Origin of the sequence: Streptomyces albicerus (assembly GCF_008905045.1) — a bacterium.
GTDB classification, from domain to species: domain Bacteria; phylum Actinomycetota; class Actinomycetes; order Streptomycetales; family Streptomycetaceae; genus Streptomyces; species Streptomyces albicerus.
Genome location: NZ_VWMY01000008.1, coordinates 1 through 17,654, shown reverse-complemented (window position 1 = coordinate 17,654; position 17,654 = coordinate 1). Strand labels below are relative to the sequence as shown.

The window sequence follows — 17,654 nt, the reverse complement described above, 5'->3', positions numbered from 1 at the left end:
GCTCCTTGAACTGAGTGTGCTGCGGGGGTGGTCGTCACTGCTGCTGCGCCCCTTCCTGCGCGACGGCCCGCTCGCCGTCGGGGCCGAGCTGGCGCGGGGCGACCTCGGGGACGGCCCCGGGTTCCTCCGGGAGGGGCCCGCCGGTCGGTCCTTCGGCGAGCACCCAGGTGTCCTTGGAGCCGCCGCCCTGGCTGGAGTTGACGATGAGGTTGCCCTCCTGGAGCGCTACCCGGGTGAGCCCGCCGGGCAGCACCCACACATCGCGACCGTCGTTCACGGCGAACGGACGAAGATCGATGTGCCGCGGAGCCATCCGGTCGCCCGCGAGGGTGGGGGAGGTGGAGAGGGCCACGGGCCGCTGGGCGATCCACCCGCGCGGGTCGGCGATCACCTCTTCGCGAACGCGATCGAGTGTCGCCCGGTCCGCGTGCGGGCCGATCACGATGCCCTGCCCGCCGGCCCCGTCGACGGGCTTCACGACCAATTGGTCGAGCTGGTCGAGGACCGCCTCCAACTGTCCTGGCTCGTCGGGGCGGAACGATTCGACATTGGGGATGACCGGCTCCTCCCCGAGGTAGTACCGGATGAGATCGGGGACGTATGTGTAGAGGAGTTTGTCGTCCGCGATTCCGTTCCCCACGGCGTTCGCGAGTGTGACGTTCCCGGCCTGGGCCGCGTTCATGATGCCCGGGCAGCCGATCACCGAGTCGGGCCGGAAGTGCAGCGGATCGAGGAAGTCGTCGTCGAGCCGCCGGTATACGACATGGACGGGCATCTCGCCGCGTGTGGTACGCATCCACACGCGGTTGCCGCGGCACACCAGATCGTGCCCCTCGACCAGCTGCACGCCCATCAGCCGCGCCAGCAGGGCGTGTTCGAAGTAGGCGGCGTTGTTCGGGCCCGGCGTGAGGACGACGACGCGCGGGTCGCCGATCCCGTCGGGCGCGGCCGCGCGCAGCGCCGCGAGCAGCCGTTGCCCGTACCCGTCGACCGGCAGGACGTGCTGCTCGGCGAAGAGGGAGGGGAAGATCCGGGTCATCGCACGCCGGTTCTCGATGACGTACGAGACGCCGGAGGGGACCCGTACGTTGTCCTCGAGCACCCGGAAGTCGCCCGCCTCGTCGCGTACGAGATCGATGCCGGCGACGTGGATGCGTACGCCGCCCGGGGGTTCCACGCCGTGCGCGGCCCGGTGGAAATGGGCGGAGTTGAGGAGGAGCCGCCAGGGCACGACTCCGTCCTCGAAGGCCCGGCACGGCCCGTATGCGTCGGCGAGATACGCCTCGAGGGCCCTGACCCGTTGAGACACCCCCCGCTGTATGAGATCCCATTCCAGCGCGTCCAGGACCCGCGGTACGAGGTCCAGCGGCCAGGGCCGCTCCTCGCCCGCGAAGGCGTAGGTCACGCCCCGGTCCGTGAAGGCCCGTGCCATCTGATCGGCCCTGAACCGAAGTTCGGCCGGTTCCATCGGTTGAAGTGCCGCCAGCACCGGCTCATAGGCGGTCCTGACCTCACCCGGCCGCTCAAACATCTCGTCCCACGCGTCGGCCAACGCGTACGCGTCAAATATGTCCGCCATGACGTGACGGTAGATGTGGCACGTAACGCGACGATCACTCGGTGATTTCCGGCAGCTCACGCGCGTGATCGAGGGCGAGGGCCTGATGGATGTGGAGTGTCCGGCCGGACCGATGGCGCCCCTCGGTGTCTCGTGGCGAGCGGGGCCAACTGCGTCGATGGCGTGCGGGGTCAATGATAAGCACGCCTATAATAGATGGCCTGTCTATTGAACCCCAGCAGCAGACGTGGCACACCCGGAGGCCTCGTGATCCACAAACCTGAGACCATGTTCGACCGCGACTTCGAGTGGGCCGAGCTGGTGCGCTACGCGGGTTACCAGGGGCCCGAGGCCACATTGGGAGTCGTGTCCGGGCGTCGGCGGCAGGGCAAGACCTTTCTGCTGGACGGGGTGTGCCGGGCGACCGGCGGGTTCTTCTTCGCGGCCAGTGAGGCCACCGAGGCCGAATCGCTACGGCAGTTCGGCGCGGCGATGGCCCGGTTCCAGGGGCGGCGGACGCCGTACCGGTTCGCGCACTGGGACGAGGCCGTCGAGGCGATGATGCGGCTCGCGACGCCGGACACCGGGCCACTGCCCGTCGTACTCGACGAGTTCCCGTTCCTGGTCAAGGCCTCGCCCGAGCTGCCGTCCCTGCTCCAGCGCGCCCTCGGGCCGCAGGGGCGCCGGGAGGGCGGGCCCGTCCGGCTGCTGCTGTGCGGATCGGCGCTGTCCTTCATGGGCAACCTGCTCTCAGGTACGGCGCCGCTGCGGGGCCGGGCGAGCCTTGAGCTGGTCGTGCCGACGCTCGACTACCGGTCCGCCGCCCGGTTCTGGGGTGTCGAGGACCCCCGTCTGGCTCTCGTGCTCAACTCCGTGGTGGGCGGCACTCCCGCCTACGGCCGTGAGTTCGTGCTCGGCGACACTCCCGCCGACCTCGACGACTTCGGCCCTTGGATACTGCGCAACGTCCTCAACCCCGGTCGCCCCCTCTTCCGCGAGGCCCGCTTCCTCCTCGCCGAGGAGCCGGACCTGCGCGACACCGCGCTCTACCACGGCGTCCTCGCTGCCATCGCCCAGGGCAATCACACCCGGGGCGGTATCGCGAGCTTCCTGGAACGCAAGTCCACCGACCTGGGCCACGCGCTGACCGTCCTGGAGGACACCGGCCTGATCATGCGCGATCCGGACGCCTTCCATGGCAAACGCTCCGCCTACCGGATCGCCGAGCCCATCCTCACCTTCTACTACGCCGTCATGCGCCCGGAGTGGAGCGACCTGGAACGGCCGGGACAGGCGCCGGCCGTCTGGGAGCGGTCGCAGTCCACCTTCCGCAGCAAGGTCGTCGGCCCGCACTTCGAGCGGATCTGCCGCACGTGGGCCCGCTGGTACGCCTCCGCCGACACCCTGGGCGGACAGCGAACCCGCGTCGAGTCCGGCACGGTCCCGGACCCCGCGGCCAGGACCAGCCACGAGGTCGACCTGGCGGCCTTCGGACGTACGGACGACGGCCGTGAGGTCCTGCTGGCCATCGGCGAGGCCAAGTGGAACGAGACCATGGGCGCAGGTCACCTCGACCGACTTCGCCGCATCCGCGAGCTGTTGCACAAGCGCTCGGGTTTGGACGCCGCCGGTACCCGCTTGCTGTGCTTCAGCGGGGCGGGGTTCAGTGACGGCCTCCGGGCCACGGCTGCCGCTGATCCGTCCGTCCAGCTGGTTGACCTCGAGCGGTTGTACGGAGGGGAGTGAGGTGGGGCTACGGGCGGATCCTTTGGCTGCTCCGGGGCGGGCCTGCGTGACGTCCGGCAGACAGGCGCTGGGTGCTTCAGGGCCGATCCCCCCTGTCGAACCGACGACTTGGGGGAACGGGCGCGGCGGCTCGGGCGGGCGGAGCTTGCAGGCCTCGGCGGCGGTCGTCAGGGTCCCGCACCTTCCCGGCGGAGGGGTCAAGAGCAGGACGCGCCGGAGGCATCGACCTGGCCCTGGCCGATCGCGACCAGCGCGCGGTCCAGGACTTCCTGGACCTGGCCGAGGGCGGAGATCGTGGTTACCAGACCCGGGGCCTGGTAGTGGTCGACGACCGGCGCCGTCTCGCTGCGATAGACCTCCAGTCGCCTACGAACAGTTGCCTCGCGGTCGTCATCGCGCTGGTACAGCTCACCGCCGCAGACGTCGCAGGCTCCTGCCACTTCAGGCGGGCTGTAGTGGACGTGGAAGATGTGTTCGCGGTCCCGACGGCACAGCCGTCGTCCAGCGATCCGCCTGACCACCTCGGCCTCGGGAATCTCCAGGTCGAGCACGGCATCCAGCCTCGACTCCGAGTCGGCCAGGATGCCGTCCAGCGCCTCTGCCTGGGCAAGATTGCGGGGGAAGCCGTCCAGCAGGAATCCGCGCTCGGTGTCCGGGCGGGCAAGGCGCTCTTTGATCACCCCGATCGTGACCTCGTCCGGTATCAGAAGGCCGGCGCGCATGTGCGTGTGGGCGTTCTGCCCGAGCTCGGTGCCCTGGTCGATGTGCTCGCGGAACAGGTCACCGGTGGAGATGTGCTGGATCGACAGATGCGCGGCAAGGCGCACTGCCTGCGTGCCCTTGCCGGCTCCGGGCGGCCCGATCAGGAGGATGCGCATCGATGAGGTGTCCCTTCGTCATGCGTGGCCGGCCGGGGTCAATCCCAGGATTCGAAGGAGCTGGGCGTCGTGACTGCGTGGACGTGGACGCCCTTTGTGCATTCCAGCAAGACGATGATGCCGGACGCGGTCTGTGCATCGTCGCCGCTCTCGCCGACGCCTGGGGGTGTCCTCCACGCGTTGGCCGAAAAGCTGGTGTGGTTGGAGTTACCGATCGTGCGCGTCTCGGGGGCGAGCTCATGACGCCCCACCGCCAACTCGCCCTGACCTTGCCGACGAGCTTGAGTGCAGGGGAGCAGCCGATAAGTACGCCCGCGGCGTGCGTCCTGCGGACATGGTGTTCACGGACGTCGAGCACATGCACTGTCCCGCCCAGCCACGCGGGCACCGTGTAAAGGGCATTCCACCAGGCCCCGTTGCCAGGCCGGCACGCCGACCGTGACTCGGTTGCCGGTGCCGATCTCGATGTGGATCGAGCTGATGTGACCTTTGATGGTGTCGGTGCTGACTGTTAGCCGTTCGGCGATCGCCGCATTGCTCAGCCCGACTGCGAAACCGGACACGCAGATCAAACCCCAGCATTGCCCTGCGAGTCGAGCATGTTACAGACAGTTACTGGCATGTGATCTTTCTCACCCCCCTCTCGCGGGGAGTGAGTGCGAATGGCAGACCCTGTCGGGGGGTGTGGTGAGCCATCGGCGTCCGCAAGGATCAGGAGGCGCCGACGGCATGAATTCCGTCGGTGCAACACATCCCGATGGCCGCAAGTCGGCCCTATCGGGAGTGAATTGGTAATTCTAGGAGAAAGGTTCTTTATGCGGATGAATTCCATCGTACGTGCGCGGACGGCGTCCACCCTCGCCGCACTGCTGGTAGTGGGCGGGGCAGCGGTCACGATCGCACCTCAGGCCTCGGCTGCCGGTGACGGTAACAAGGTGCACAACTGCTTTGGCCGTTGGTACAACACCGACTGGGACCAGAAGTGCAGCAGCCCGGGTGCGGTGTACGCCGGCACCTACGAGTCCAAGGCCATCTGCACCCTTGAGCCCGACAATTGGATGGACCACTGGCGGGCAAGAGGCAGCACCGCGACGTACGACGGCCACGACTGCGACTGGTCTGTGACGGGCGTCCAAACCCGGTTCTACCAGTAAGCGTCGCACCGCCGCAGGTGGCCTGAAGCGGCAAAGCCGCGGCCCGTCTGCCCGCACTCCAATTGCGGGCAGACGGGTCGCGTTTCGATGTTACTCACCACGGAGAGGGGCCCATATGCATGTTCACATTTCCGACCTCCGCCAGGGATACCCGGGGCGGGTGGTCCTCGAGGACCTCGACCTCGAACTCCGTCCCGGCGTGACAGGGCTCCTCGGACCCAACGGCGCAGGCAAGTCGACCTTGATGCGAACCCTGGCCACGGTGCAGCCACCGCTGCGCGGCCGTATCGCTCTCGACGGAGTGGCCATCGACGGCGAGAAAGCCGCGCGGCACATCCGCCGTCGGATCGGCTATCTGCCGCAGCGGTTCGGATGGGACCCAGGGATGCGGGTACGAGACTTCGTCGAGTACGGGGCGTGGATGCGCGAGGTGCCTGGCGAACACCGGTCACGGGCCGTGGAGCGGGCACTGAGCCAGGTTGACCTGGTGGACCGGAAGCACGAGCGGATGTCCCGGCTCTCCGGTGGCATGCGACAGCGTGCGGGGATCGCGTGGGCCATCGTCGGCGACCCGGGCCTGGTGATCCTGGACGAGCCCACCGTGGGCCTGGACCCGCGCCAGCGCCTGCAGTTCCGCCGGATCCTCGCCGGACTCACCGATACCACCGTCCTGCTGAGCACGCACCTGATCGATGATGTGGCCGCCGCATGCGACCGCGTCGTCGTCCTGCACAGTGGGCAGGTCCTCTTCGACGGCAAGGTGCCCGAGATGGCGGACCGGGCCGGTGACGGTGCCGCCGGACACACCCCGCTGGAGCGTGCCTATATGGAACTCCTGCCGGAAGGAGAGCGGGAACTGTGACCTCCTTCTTTCTGGCGCTGCGCCACTCTCCCCTGCGGTGGCTGCTCGTCCCCTTGGTTGCGCTCGATCTCACCCTCATCCTCGCCCGCGACGGCTACTGGCACGGCCTTTGGGGAGACTCCGGCGCCGCGGGGCAGGTGCCCACCCTCTTTCTGGGCGTCTTCGCCGCGGCTGCGGCCGCGTGGACCTCCTCGCTGCGCCGTCCGTCCGAGGTGGCGGAGACTCTGAGCGCGATGCCCCGGCCGGGACCACAGGCTGAACTGCCACGCATTGCTGTGGTCCTGTGTGCCTTCCTCGTCCCGTACCTGGTAGGGCAGGCAGTCTGCTTTGCGGTTACCGCGCCCTCATGGCCGCCCGGCTTCACCCAGTACCTGGGATATCTCCTGCTCGGTGTCTCGAGCCTACTGACGGCCACGGGGTTGGGCTGGGTCATCGGGCGGCTGCTGTCCAGCCGCTGGGGTGCGGCCGCCGGTGGGCTTGGCTGGCTGCTCATCAATATGGCTTTCGGCAACGACCTTTCTGTGGTGAACGGCCCGGCCCGGATGCAGCCCGACGTGCTGGAGATTAGCCTGCACGCGGCGGCTGCACTGCTGCTGCTCGTCGCCTGCCTCTGGCTGCCGTACGGCCCGCGGATCACGCGTGTCCGCCCGCTACCGGGATTTGCCGTCGTCCTGGCACTCGCCGCGACCGCGGCAGCCACCGGCAGCCCGGTCATCGACGAGCGGCACGGCTCCGGATCGAAGACCTGCGTCAAGGGCCGCACCGAGATCTGCCTGTGGCCCGAGGAAGAGAAGTACAAGCCGATGGCCCAGGACGTGCTGACCCGGGCTGAACACCTGCCCCGGGACCTGGCCATGCCCAAGGCGGTGCATTCCCTCGGCCTTGTCTACACCATGGACCGCACGTGGGGCGGCGACTTCGACCTGGACAGCGGTTCCGTATGGGCGATGGCCGACGGGGTGACAATGGCGATCAGCGCGCAGACGTTCGCTGCCTGCCGGGACAAGGACTTCAAGGGCTTTGAGGCGCAGCTGAAGGCCGACGACCAGTCGGTCCTCGCTCTGGAGCGGTGGCTTGAGAAGCGGCTGGCAGGTGGCGGAGAGCCGGAGTACCGGGAAGAGGGAATGACGGCATCCATGGAGAAAGCAGTGGAAACCGGCAAGGAGATGGCCGACCGGCCTGAGGCAGAGCAGAGAGCGTGGGCCACGGCAACGGTGCGGCACGTCCTGGAGAAATACTGTGACCGACAGCCGCGCCGGCACGCGCATCGACGCGCTGCTGCCGGCCTGGCGGACCGGTCCGGGCAGGCGTTTCTACCCGCCGTGCGGCGTGCGGCGGCCGGGGAGCGTCCTGCTCTTGGTCCTGCTCAGCGGACTGGTCGTGGCCTGGCTGGGGGACAGGCTGGCCCCCCTGCCCACCGTGGCGGGTGCTCAGGCCGCGGGGACTCCGAGCTGGCGAATGCTCGCCATGTTCGCGGGAGTCCTGCCGGTTCTGTCCCTGCACAGCCGCATGGCAGAGCTGGAGGCGGTCGGCACCAGCCGCTTTCACCGCGGGAGGGCGTTGCGGCTGACGACGCTGTGGGCCACGAGCATGGCCCTCTTCCTGGGCGTCTGCGCCGTATCTGTGGAGGGCCGGGTGCTGGAGGTCATGGCTGGCGCTCTCCCGGCATGGACCGGGCTGGGGCTGCTCAGTGGTCGCCTGCTCGGCTGGCGGCAGGGGTGGATCCTGCCTGCACTGGTTCTCCTGCTCGTCGGCTACTGGGGCGTCCAGGACGGAACGGGCGGCTACCCGTGGTGGGACTTCACCCGCTCACCCGTGGTGGAGCAGCCGATTGGTCTCGGGATCAGTCTGGGGCTGCTGGCTGCTGGGATGCTGGCCTACTGGATGACACCCTGGCGCTTGAGGGGGCTGCTCCGGCGGTCGTGACGAGGGGCCTTCCCCCGCGAGTCGCCAACTCGTCGGCTCGGTGTTTTCAGCGCGAGGGGGAGGCCGGGGAAACCGGGCTCGTTGAGTGAGTTCCGGGCATGGGCCCCACCGAGTGTTCCCATGTCGGTCGGTGCGCCTTCCCCTGTCTCTGCACGGAGTTCTCGCTCCGCGTGTGCTCCTGAGCCTGACCGCGTTCCGCTGCCTGCGCCGCCTGTGCTTGCCAGGCGATCCGCGCAGCCTGGACCCGGTTGTCGACGCGGAGTTTGGTGTAAACCGCACGGATGTGGTCCTTGACGGTGTGGCTGCTGATGCCCATAGCTTCGGCCATGTCGGGATTCGAGGTTCCCTCTGCGAGCAGCCGCAGAATCTCGCTTTCCCGTGGACTGAGTGCTGCCGTTCTGTCCCGAGCGGCGGCAGCCTCTTCGGACAGTCGGCCTGGCCGCACGTACTGGTCGACCAGGAGGTGGGCTGCGGCGGGGGCGAGCGCGATGCTGCCCGCAGCGGCGGCCCGAACGGCCCAAGGCAGATGCTCCACGGAGTCGTCTCTGAGCAGGATTCCGCCGGCTCCGTGACGCAGCAGCATACGGAGAGTCTTCTCGGACAGCTGACTGGTCAGCACGACTGCCACGGGGGCCGGAGTGCCCGATGAGCCGACTCGCAAGGACCTGAGTGTGCTCAGCGCCTCGTCGTTGCCGTGGTCATTGATGATGAGGACGTCCGGGCGGGCTGTCCGCACGACGTCCGAAGCTTGTCCTTGCGCCCCTTCGCCGACGACCCGGGCCCTTCCGTCCTTCTCCAGGACACGCCGAACCCCGGCGCGTTCCAAGGCATGACGCCCGAGTATCCCCACGCGTATCACGATCTCTGTCCCTCCCCCGTCTGCATGGCAAACCAAAGGAGACCGCCCGGACGGGGGCGAGGGGGACATCCGGCCGGCATCCGAGGAATGCCACGCATGCCGCGGGAAACAGCCCGCGGGAGAACTCATGCATCTTCGTCAGCGCTTTCGCCGAGCGACAACCGCACGACGCGCTCGTGGGCAGTACTTCGGCGATGCCCCTGCCGTCGCCGAATCCGTAGGCGGGATTGGTCACCTTCTCGCCTTTACTCATCCTGCGGGAGATGTCCATGTCACCGCCACCTTCAGCTTGTTGCAGGGAGCAGACGAGGAGGGGTGACATTGAGGGATGTATAGGGGCGTATCCGTTGCGGAAGCGGCACTGGCCAGAAGAGGAGGCTGGCCGGGGCCGCCGAGGGGGCATGGCGCCCTGGGAAGTGTGTCCACCATGCACCGCACATCTGAGGTGCACCACTTTCATCTTGTGGCAAGGGAGCCAGTAGGGGAGAGATATTCCTATATATATGGAGAATTGGGGTCTTTAAGTTGCGGAGTCGTGTTGCGGAGAAGGTCCAGGCCGCGCGTAGTTGCGCAGCGAACGCTGGAGCCAGGGGTGGGGGATGACCGGGCACGGGACGGACATGCATCCGCACGGAGCTGACCGGCTGTGCGAGGCCGGGGATCGGGTGTATTCCCGCGCGGTACGGCGCGGGCGCGTGCCGCGGTCGGACGCCGAAGCCGTGCCCTGCCTGGTCGAATTGGCGCTGCTGCACCCCAACCCCGACGACGTGGGCTGGCTGGTGCCGACCTCACGCAGGAGGTCATGACCCGGCTGCTGAACGTCGCCGCACGCCTCACCCACGGCGGCCGCCGTCTGCGCTTGTGGATATCAGCGACCTGGCCCCGGAGACACGAACTCGCCACGGCTTTCCACCGCCTCGCCGCACTGCCCGTCCCGCCAGCTGACCGGCAAACCCTGCCCGCCCACGACCCGAAGGACCTTGGCGAACCCGGCCACCGCGCCGGGACTCCGTCATGCCTGGGCAGTGAAAACACTTCGCCCATCCGACAACTGACGATCAGCGACGCCTCATCACCCCAACCGAAACAGCGAGGCTAGACAATCATCAATCTCGCAGGTCAGATGCACATTTTACTCACGTGATCACCTGGCGGGCAGCAGTCCACGCGAAAGCGCGAGATCAATTGGAATGCCGACGATGGCCTATACGTCGCCAGTCCACGGGGTGCCCTAATCGGATGGGTATTTGGCCAAGGCGGCCCAGGGGCCCTTGCTGGTCGTGGGAAGCGGTTCCACCATGCGTTGGGTGTGTGTGCCTCCTCACCGTCAGCTTGTTGCAATGAGTCATACGGAGGTGTGGATAAAAAGGGACCAAATATATCGAAAGAGGATGTGGATGAGGCGCAGCCGTGTTGCGGAGGCGGGGACAGCCGCGCATAGTTGCGCTCCGAAGAGGCTGGAACCGGGGGTTGGGGAGATGGCCGGGCACAGGACGGAAGCGCATCCGCACGGTGCTGACCGCCTGTGCGACGCCGGGGACCGGGTGTACTCCCGGGCGGTACGACGTGGCCGGGTGCCCCGCGAGGACGCGGATTCCGTGCCCTGCCTGGTCGAGTTGGCACTGCTGCATCCCGACCCCGACGACATGCGGTATCTGGTCCCGACCTCGCCGCAGGAGGTCATGACGCGGCTGTTGCGGGAGATGCACGCACATGTCGTCGCGACACAGTCGCGCATGGGCGCGGCCGTCTCCGCGTTCGAGTGGTACGCGACGCTCGGTGGCAACGCGCGCTCACCCGCCGAGGGCGTGGCGATCCGGGTGCTCGACGGACTGCCCCGGATTCGTGCCGCCATGGACGAGGCGACCGAGGCGTGCACGTCCGAGGTGCTGGCCGTCCAGCCGGGCGGCATCCGCCGCGAGGACGAACTCTCCGAAGGCCTGCACCGAGCGCTCGCGCTCCGCCGCCGTGGCGTGCGCATGCGCGACCTGTACACGCACGTTGCCCGGCACGGACAGGGCCTGATCAACTACATGGAGCTGATGGGAGACGCGGCCGAGGCCCGCACCCTCGACGAGGTCCCCGAGCGGCTCATCGTCTTCGACCGCACGGTCGCCTTCCTCCCGGCGAGCCCGGACCGCACGATCGCCCTGGAACTGCGCCACCCGGCGTTGGTGGACTACCTGGTCACCGTCTTCGAACGGCTCTGGCGCCTCGCGATCCCCCTCACCGCGCCGCTCCCTGACACGGGCATCGAGGGCATCACCCACCGCGAACGCTCCATCGCGGCGCTCCTGGCGGAGGGCCACCAGGACGCGGTGGTCGCGGAGCGGCTGGGCATCAGCGTCCGCACCTGCCGGGCGCACATCGCCCGCCTCTCGGAGACGCTCGGCGCCGCCAGCCGTACGCAACTCGGCGTCCGCATCGCCCAGGCCGGCCTCGACGGCCCGCCCCGCTCCCCGGAGCTCCAGCCCCTCACCGCTCCTGGTCCGACTGCTCCAGAATCCCCGACTGACCGATGAGGTAGCCGAGTTGGGCGCGGCTTTCGCTGCCGAGGGTGGCGGCGAGCTTGGCTATGTGGACGCGGGCGGTGCGGACGTTCAGGCCGAGGCGTTGCGCGATGACGGTGTCGGTGTGACCTTCGATGAGGAGGGCGGCGATGGCTCGTTGGCGGGGGGTGATGCCGTTCACCGAGGACTGTTGGGTGGCCTGGGGATACATGGGGGTGGCGAGGCGCCAGAGGCGGTCGAAGGTGGTGGCGAAGTGAGCGACGAGGGCCGGGTGCCGGATCTGCAGGGCGATCGTGCGGTCCGGGCTCGCGGGGATGAAGGCCACGGCCCGGTCGATGATGATCAGCCGGTCGGTAACCTCGTCGAGCGTGCGGACCTCGACATCGCCGTCAAGCTGCTCGTAATGGGCCATGACCGCGGACGAGTAGCGGGAGGTGTGCTGGTAGAGCGTGCGCATCCGGGCTCCTCGGGAGAGCAGGGCTTGCTCCCGCGGCAGGGCGGTGGCCAGGATTTCAGGGGATCGGTTTCCGCCGGGTTGGATTGTCAGCATTTCCTGCGACGACTCGGCCACTGCCTGGTTGATGGCGGCGTTGATTCGAGGGAATCCCTGAAGTGCGGTGACCAGGGCAGAGCCGGAGGACTGGGCGCCTTGGGCCTTCAGGTCCATGAGCGGCTCGAACGTCTCGGTCAGCTTCGCCGCCCGGCGGTGTTGCCGCGCGACTTCCTCGTCAAAGGTGCGGAGCAGCCTCGGAAGGGCGACGGCGGGTGCGGTGGGCCTCAGCCATCGGGAGTCCTCGGGGTCGGGGTGGAGGAGGCCGAAGTCGAGCAGGCAGGGTGACTCCTCTGCGTCCTGCTGCCGTACACGTCCTTCGCGCAGTGCGCAGGCGTACAGCAGCGCCCCCGTCTCGCACAGTTCCTCGACCTCGTGCGTATGGTGCTCGAGACCCTTGTCGGCGGACATTCAGTGATCCTGCTCCAAGATTCCCGACTGCGCTATGAGAAATCCGAGTTGGGCCCGACTGCCGCTGCCCAGGGCCGTGGCCAGCTTGGCTATGTGAGCCCGGCAAGTGCGGACGTTCATCCCCAGCCGGCGGGCTATGGCCTCGTCGACGTGGCCCTCGATGAGAAGCTTGGCGATGGAGCGCTGGACGCCGGTGATGCCGTTGGGGTCGACGTCGTTCGGGACATCCTCGGTCAGTGGGACCGCGCGCTGCCAGAGCTGCTCGAAGACCCTGCTGAGGTACATGACGAGTCCGGGGTGACGGAGTTCCAGGGCCACTCGCCGGTCGTCGCTGGCGGGGATGAAGGCGACGGTACGGTCAAAGATGATCAGACGCTCGATGAGTTCTTCCAGTGTGCGGACCTGGATCTTGCCGCCGGATATTCGCTCCACATAGGCGAGTGTTCCCTGGCTGTGTCTGGCTGTGTGCTGGTACAGCGTGCGGATACTGACTCCACGGTCGGTGAGAGGTCTGTCGCGCTCCAGCGCCTGCATGAGAGCGTCCGCGGGGCGACCGCCGCCGGGCTGGATCGTCAGCATCTCCGTGTTGCACTCGGCGGTGGCCGAATTGAGCGCGGCGTTGATCCGGTCGAATCCTTCCAAAACAGTGATCGCGTGGATGCTTGCCTGGCTCTGCGTGCTGATCGCGATGAACGGATCGAAGGAGTCGGTCAGCTCGATCGCCTGACGCCGCCGCTCCTGGATCTCGCGTTCCAGGGGGTGCAGGCGTTGTGCGAGCGCGACGGAAGGGGGGACGGGGCGCAGCCACTTCTCGTCGTCGGGATCGGGATGAAGCAGCGCGAAGTCCAGGAGACAGGGAGCTTCTTCCACCTCGACCCGAGTGATGCGTCCAGAGTGCAATGCGCTGGCGTAGAGGCGGGCTCCTTCGTCACACAGCGTGGTGACAGCATGGGGATGTGTCGGTTGTGAGTTGTTTGTGGGCAAATCTCCACCCCCCAGGGTCCTGAACGTGCAGGAACATGATGCATCGCTCCTGTGGCATTGACGTGCCTGAATGAGCCATCGTCTTGTGACGACGGGGGAGAAGATTCCATCAAGTGAGGACGAAGCCGACTATGCGAGCGAGATTGCTTGGTTCAGTGCTTGCCGCAGTCTTCTCTGTCGCTGTGGCCTTCGGCGCCCTGGGGGGCTCGGACCTTGACGCCCTGGATGCCCAGATGTCGGCCCCACCGGACAGTGGCTGGACGGCACCCCAGCTGGACAGCGGCTGGACCGGCACGGACGCGACTCCGGCGGACAGCGGCTGGACCAAGGTGGTGTCGGCGGAAGCCCCGCCGGACAGTGGCTGGACGAGTATTCCCGCGGACGCAGAAGCATGACGACTCCACCCGACGACCGTTCCTTCCGCAGAGAAATGGCCACAGCCTACCGCTCGGGCTGGCACTTCATCGATCTGGCCACCGCCATCCCCCACAGCGGTGACTCGTTGATGGTGACCGTGTTCGGGGAGCCCGTCGTGGTGACCCGGGACGAGGACGAGGACGTGCGGGCGTACCGGTGTCTGCGGCGGCCCCGGGGCGCGCCGCAACCCGTGCGGTGTGCCATTCGGTACGGAATGATCTTTGTGAACCTCGACCAGCGCGACCACCGGCTGGTCGAGCCGGAAGCCCCGGACGTACGAACCATCTCAGCCACCCCCCGCAGTGCCTGACGCGATTCCCCCGTCGTTGTAAATCGCTCAGGCGCTTCCCCCCGCAGCGGCGTCACCGTGACCTGAACACGGTGACGCCGCTGCAGTTTCTGGGGAAATCTCCGGACATCCACCGGTCTTGACAAGGGCTGAAATCAGCCTGGCATCAGCCGCGCCCCATCGCCGACGTCAGCCCGATCTCGATGACCACCCGGGACGGGTTGGGAGACGGAGTCCGGCCGTAGCGCTCGGCGTACCGGCGTTCCGCCTCGGCGATCCGCGCGGGGTCCACGGACACCGTCGCCCGCCCCTCCAGCGTCGCCCACCGCCGCCCGTCCACCTGACAGACCGCGGCCAGGACCCCGTCGGGCCCCGCGGCCAGCACGTTCCGTACCTTCGCGCTGGACTTGTTGGCGATCACCCGAGCGAGACCGGCCTGCGGATCGTATGTAACCCCGACCGGCACCACGTGCGGAGTGCCGTCGGGGCGGAGGGTCGTCAGGGTGCACAGATGGCGTTCCCGCCAGAAGCTGAGGTACGGGTCGTCGGGATCGCGCGGGTTCACGGGGTACGCGGGCATGGTCGGGAATGTAGCTCCTACCGCGCCACGGCTTGGCCCGTACCCCTCCCGCCAAGCTACTTGAGTGGAATAGACTCAACTTTGTGTACGTTGGTTGGGTCAGCCAACGTGGTGGCAGCATCAGGAGGAGGAGAACGGACACGTGGACGCCGAGCTGACCAACAGGAGCCGGGACGCGATCAACGCGGCCAGCAACCGGGCCGTGACCGAGGGGCACCCGGACCTCACCCCCGCGCACCTGCTGCTCGCGCTGCTCGAGGGGCAGGAGAACGAGAACATCACCGACCTGCTGGCCGCGGTCGAGGCCGACCAGGCCGCCGTACGGGCCGGCGCCGAGCGCGTACTGAGCGCGCTCCCCAGCGTGACCGGCTCGACCGTCGCACCGCCGCAGCCCAACCGCGAGCTGCTCGCCGTCATCGCCGACGCATCGGAGCGGGCCAGGGAGCTGGGCGACGAGTACCTCTCCACGGAGCACCTGCTCATCGGGATCGCCGCGAAGGGCGGCCAGACCGGGGACGTACTCTCCCAGCAGGGGGCCAGCGCGAAAAAGCTGCTTGAGGCCTTCCAGAAGAGCAGGGGAGGGCGCCGGGTGACGACTGCGGATCCCGAAGGCCAGTACAAGGCACTCGAAAAGTTCGGTACGGATTTCACGGCGGCCGCACGGGAGGGGAAGCTCGATCCCGTCATCGGGCGCGATCAGGAGATCCGCCGCGTCGTGCAGGTGCTGTCCCGGCGGACCAAGAACAACCCCGTGCTCATCGGTGAGCCCGGCGTCGGCAAGACCGCCGTCGTGGAGGGGCTCGCGCAGCGGATCGTGAAGGGCGACGTGCCCGAGTCCCTCAAGAACAAGCGGCTCGTCGCGCTCGACCTGGGCGCGATGGTCGCGGGCGCCAAGTACCGCGGTGAGTTCGAGGAGCGGCTCAAGACGGTGCTCGCGGAGATCAAGGACTCCGACGGGCAGATCATCACCTTCATCGACGAGCTGCACACCGTCGTGGGCGCCGGTGCCGGCGGCGACTCCGCCATGGACGCCGGCAACATGCTGAAGCCCATGCTCGCCCGCGGTGAGCTGCGCATGGTCGGTGCCACCACCCTCGACGAGTACCGCGAGCGGATCGAGAAGGACCCGGCGCTGGAGCGCCGCTTCCAGCAGGTGCTCGTCGCCGAGCCGACCGTCGAGGACACCATCGCGATCCTGCGCGGACTCAAGGGCCGGTACGAGGCCCACCACAAGGTCGTGATCGCGGACAGCGCGCTGGTCGCGGCCGCCACCCTCTCCGACCGGTACATCACCTCGCGCTTCCTGCCCGACAAGGCCATCGACCTCGTCGACGAGTCCGCGTCCCGGCTGCGGATGGAGATCGACTCGTCACCCGTCGAGATCGACGAGCTCCAGCGCGTCGTCGACCGGCTCCGTATGGAGGAGCTGGCGCTCGACAAGGAGACCGACCCCGCCTCCAAGCAGCGCCTGGAGAAGCTGCGCCGCGACCTCGCCGACAAGGAGGAGGAGCTGCGCGGCCTCACCGCCCGCTGGGAGAAGGAGAAGGAGTCCCTCAACCGGGTCGGTTCGCTGAAGGAGAAGCTCGACGAACTGCGCGGCCAGGCCGAACGGGCCCAGCGCGACGGCGACTTCGACACCGCCTCCAAGCTCCTCTACGGCGAGATCCCCTCCCTGGAAAGGGACTTGGAGGAGGCTTCCGAGGCCGAGGAGGAGGCCGCCAAGGGCACGATGGTGAAGGAGGAGGTCGGCCCCGACGACATCGCGGACGTGGTGGGCGCCTGGACCGGTATCCCCGCCGGACGGCTCCTCGAGGGCGAGACGCAGAAACTCCTGCGGATGGAGGAGGAGTTGGGCCGCCGGCTCATCGGCCAGACCGAGGCCGTGCAGGCCGTGTCGGACGCCGTGCGCCGCACCCGTGCGGGCATCGCCGACCCGGACCGCCCGACCGGCTCCTTCCTCTTCCTCGGCCCGACCGGCGTCGGCAAGACCGAACTCGCCAAGGCCCTCGCGGACTTCCTCTTCGACGACGAGCGGGCCATGGTCCGCATCGACATGTCGGAGTACGGCGAGAAGCACACGGTGGCCCGGCTGGTCGGCGCCCCGCCCGGCTACATCGGCTACGAGGAGGGCGGCCAGCTGACGGAGACGGTCCGCCGTCGCCCGTACAGCGTCGTGCTCCTCGACGAGGTGGAGAAGGCGCACCCGGAGGTCTTCGACATCCTGCTCCAGGTGCTGGACGACGGCCGCCTGACGGACGGTCAGGGCCGGACGGTCGACTTCCGCAACACCATCCTCGTCCTCACCTCGAACCTGGGCAGCCAGTACCTGGTGGACCCGATCACCAGCGAGGAGGAGAAGAAGGAACAGGTCCTCGAGATCGTACGTGCCTCTTTCAAGCCGGAGTTCCTCAACCGGCTCGACGACCTGGTGGTCTTCTCGGCGCTGAACAAGGAGGAGTTGGAGCGGATCGCCAAGCTCCAGGTCGGCCGGCTCGCGAAGCGGCTCGCCGAGCGGCGGCTCACCCTGGAAGTCACCGACGAGGCCCTGGCCTGGCTCGCCGACGAGGGCAACGACCCGGCGTACGGTGCCCGGCCCTTGCGCCGGCTCGTCCAGACGGCCATCGGCGACCGCCTCGCCAAGGAGATCCTCGCCGGCGAGGTCAACGACGGCGACACGGTCCGCGTGGACTCCTTCGGCGAGGGCCTGATCGTGGGCCCGGTACCGGGCGCCTCCGGCAAGGAGCTGTAAGAAGGCCGGAGTTCGTCTGCGGGTGCCTCCGGCAAGGAGCTGCGGGGAGGCCTGGGTTCGTCTGCGGGCCCGGTGGGGGCTGATCGCGCAGTTCCCCGCGCCCCTCAAAAGGCAGGGGCTGCGCCCCTAGAGACGAAAGACAGGGGCGCAGCCCCGTCTTTCAGGGGCGCGGGGAACTGCG

15 protein-coding genes and 1 pseudogene are annotated in these 17,654 nt (G+C 68.2%); 9 read left to right on the top strand and 7 right to left on the bottom strand.

Annotated elements, in window-relative coordinates:
* Window positions 1–34 precede the first annotated feature (34 nt).
* Window positions 35–1,579, bottom strand: coding sequence for a circularly permuted type 2 ATP-grasp protein (locus tag GAS53_RS08370; protein ID WP_151476831.1), 1,545 nt, complete (start codon window positions 1,577–1,579; stop codon window positions 35–37).
* 267 nt (window positions 1,580–1,846) lie between these two features.
* On the opposite strand from GAS53_RS08370, the gene GAS53_RS08365 reads away from it, so the two are divergent.
* Entirely contained in the window at window positions 1,847–3,304 is a 1,458-nt protein-coding gene (locus tag GAS53_RS08365; protein WP_404829194.1) for an AAA family ATPase, read from the top strand.
* 197 nt (window positions 3,305–3,501) lie between these two features.
* Here the strand turns inward: GAS53_RS08365 and GAS53_RS08360 are convergent, their stop codons facing one another.
* Together GAS53_RS08360 and GAS53_RS58285 are read right to left on the bottom strand one after the other, a co-directional pair.
* Window positions 3,502–4,182 (bottom strand): adenylate kinase, encoded by a 681-nt coding sequence (locus GAS53_RS08360; protein ID WP_151476830.1) that lies wholly within the window; start codon window positions 4,180–4,182, stop codon window positions 3,502–3,504.
* A gap of 341 nt (window positions 4,183–4,523) precedes the next feature.
* On the bottom strand, window positions 4,524–4,745 hold the full coding sequence (locus GAS53_RS58285) for a LuxR C-terminal-related transcriptional regulator (RefSeq protein ID WP_192583016.1): 222 nt from the start codon (window positions 4,743–4,745) through the stop codon (window positions 4,524–4,526).
* A gap of 258 nt (window positions 4,746–5,003) precedes the next feature.
* Between GAS53_RS58285 and GAS53_RS08350 the strand changes: the two genes are divergently transcribed.
* The 3 genes from GAS53_RS08350 (at window position 5,004) to GAS53_RS08340 (ending at window position 8,124) form a co-directional block, all read left to right on the top strand.
* Window positions 5,004–5,336 (top strand): hypothetical protein, encoded by a 333-nt coding sequence (locus tag GAS53_RS08350; RefSeq protein WP_151476828.1) that lies wholly within the window; start codon window positions 5,004–5,006, stop codon window positions 5,334–5,336.
* A 115-nt stretch (window positions 5,337–5,451) separates the two neighbouring features.
* Complete coding sequence (locus tag GAS53_RS08345; protein ID WP_151476827.1) at window positions 5,452–6,198, top strand: ATP-binding cassette domain-containing protein; 747 nt, start codon at window positions 5,452–5,454, stop codon at window positions 6,196–6,198.
* 1,239 nt (window positions 6,199–7,437) lie between these two features.
* A complete protein-coding gene (locus GAS53_RS08340) occupies window positions 7,438–8,124 on the top strand; it encodes a hypothetical protein (protein WP_151476826.1) in 687 nt (228 codons plus the stop codon).
* Window positions 8,125–8,170: 46 nt separating this feature from the next.
* Here the strand turns inward: GAS53_RS08340 and GAS53_RS55025 are convergent, their stop codons facing one another.
* Complete coding sequence (locus tag GAS53_RS55025; RefSeq protein ID WP_192583015.1) at window positions 8,171–8,752, bottom strand: helix-turn-helix transcriptional regulator; 582 nt, start codon at window positions 8,750–8,752, stop codon at window positions 8,171–8,173.
* Window positions 8,753–9,472: 720 nt separating this feature from the next.
* Between GAS53_RS55025 and GAS53_RS58770 the strand changes: the two are divergent.
* Both GAS53_RS58770 and GAS53_RS08325 read left to right on the top strand, forming a co-directional pair.
* Window positions 9,473–9,800 (top strand): annotated as a pseudogene (locus GAS53_RS58770) (hypothetical protein); the annotation flags it as partial.
* A gap of 661 nt (window positions 9,801–10,461) precedes the next feature.
* Complete coding sequence (locus GAS53_RS08325; protein ID WP_192583014.1) at window positions 10,462–11,505, top strand: helix-turn-helix transcriptional regulator; 1,044 nt, start codon at window positions 10,462–10,464, stop codon at window positions 11,503–11,505.
* Here the strand turns inward: GAS53_RS08325 and GAS53_RS08320 are convergent.
* Window positions 11,459–12,454: a helix-turn-helix transcriptional regulator gene (locus GAS53_RS08320; RefSeq protein WP_151476823.1), complete on the bottom strand. Its 996-nt coding sequence runs from the start codon at window positions 12,452–12,454 to the stop codon at window positions 11,459–11,461. The two genes, GAS53_RS08325 and GAS53_RS08320, sit on opposite strands and share 47 nt — an antisense overlap.
* The gene (locus GAS53_RS08315) at window positions 12,455–13,438 is read right to left on the bottom strand and encodes a helix-turn-helix transcriptional regulator (protein ID WP_151476822.1); all 984 of its coding nucleotides are present in this window, start codon (window positions 13,436–13,438) and stop codon (window positions 12,455–12,457) included.
* A 233-nt stretch (window positions 13,439–13,671) separates the two neighbouring features.
* Between GAS53_RS08315 and GAS53_RS56120 the strand changes: the two genes are divergently transcribed.
* Together GAS53_RS56120 and GAS53_RS08305 are read left to right on the top strand one after the other, a co-directional pair.
* Entirely contained in the window at window positions 13,672–13,833 is a 162-nt protein-coding gene (locus GAS53_RS56120; protein WP_225858804.1) for a hypothetical protein, read from the top strand.
* Window positions 13,830–14,165: a Rieske (2Fe-2S) protein gene (locus GAS53_RS08305; protein WP_151476820.1), complete on the top strand. Its 336-nt coding sequence runs from the start codon at window positions 13,830–13,832 to the stop codon at window positions 14,163–14,165. The genes GAS53_RS56120 and GAS53_RS08305 overlap by 4 nt, the downstream gene beginning before the upstream one ends.
* A gap of 145 nt (window positions 14,166–14,310) precedes the next feature.
* Here GAS53_RS08305 and GAS53_RS08300 read toward each other — a convergent pair whose 3' ends face one another.
* A complete protein-coding gene (locus GAS53_RS08300; protein WP_151476819.1) occupies window positions 14,311–14,724 on the bottom strand; it encodes a pyridoxamine 5'-phosphate oxidase family protein in 414 nt (137 codons plus the stop codon).
* Window positions 14,725–14,866: 142 nt separating this feature from the next.
* Between GAS53_RS08300 and clpB the strand changes: the two genes are divergently transcribed.
* Window positions 14,867–17,473, top strand: coding sequence for an ATP-dependent chaperone ClpB (gene clpB / locus GAS53_RS08295; protein ID WP_151476818.1), 2,607 nt, complete (start codon window positions 14,867–14,869; stop codon window positions 17,471–17,473).
* Window positions 17,474–17,654: the final 181 nt, after the last annotated feature.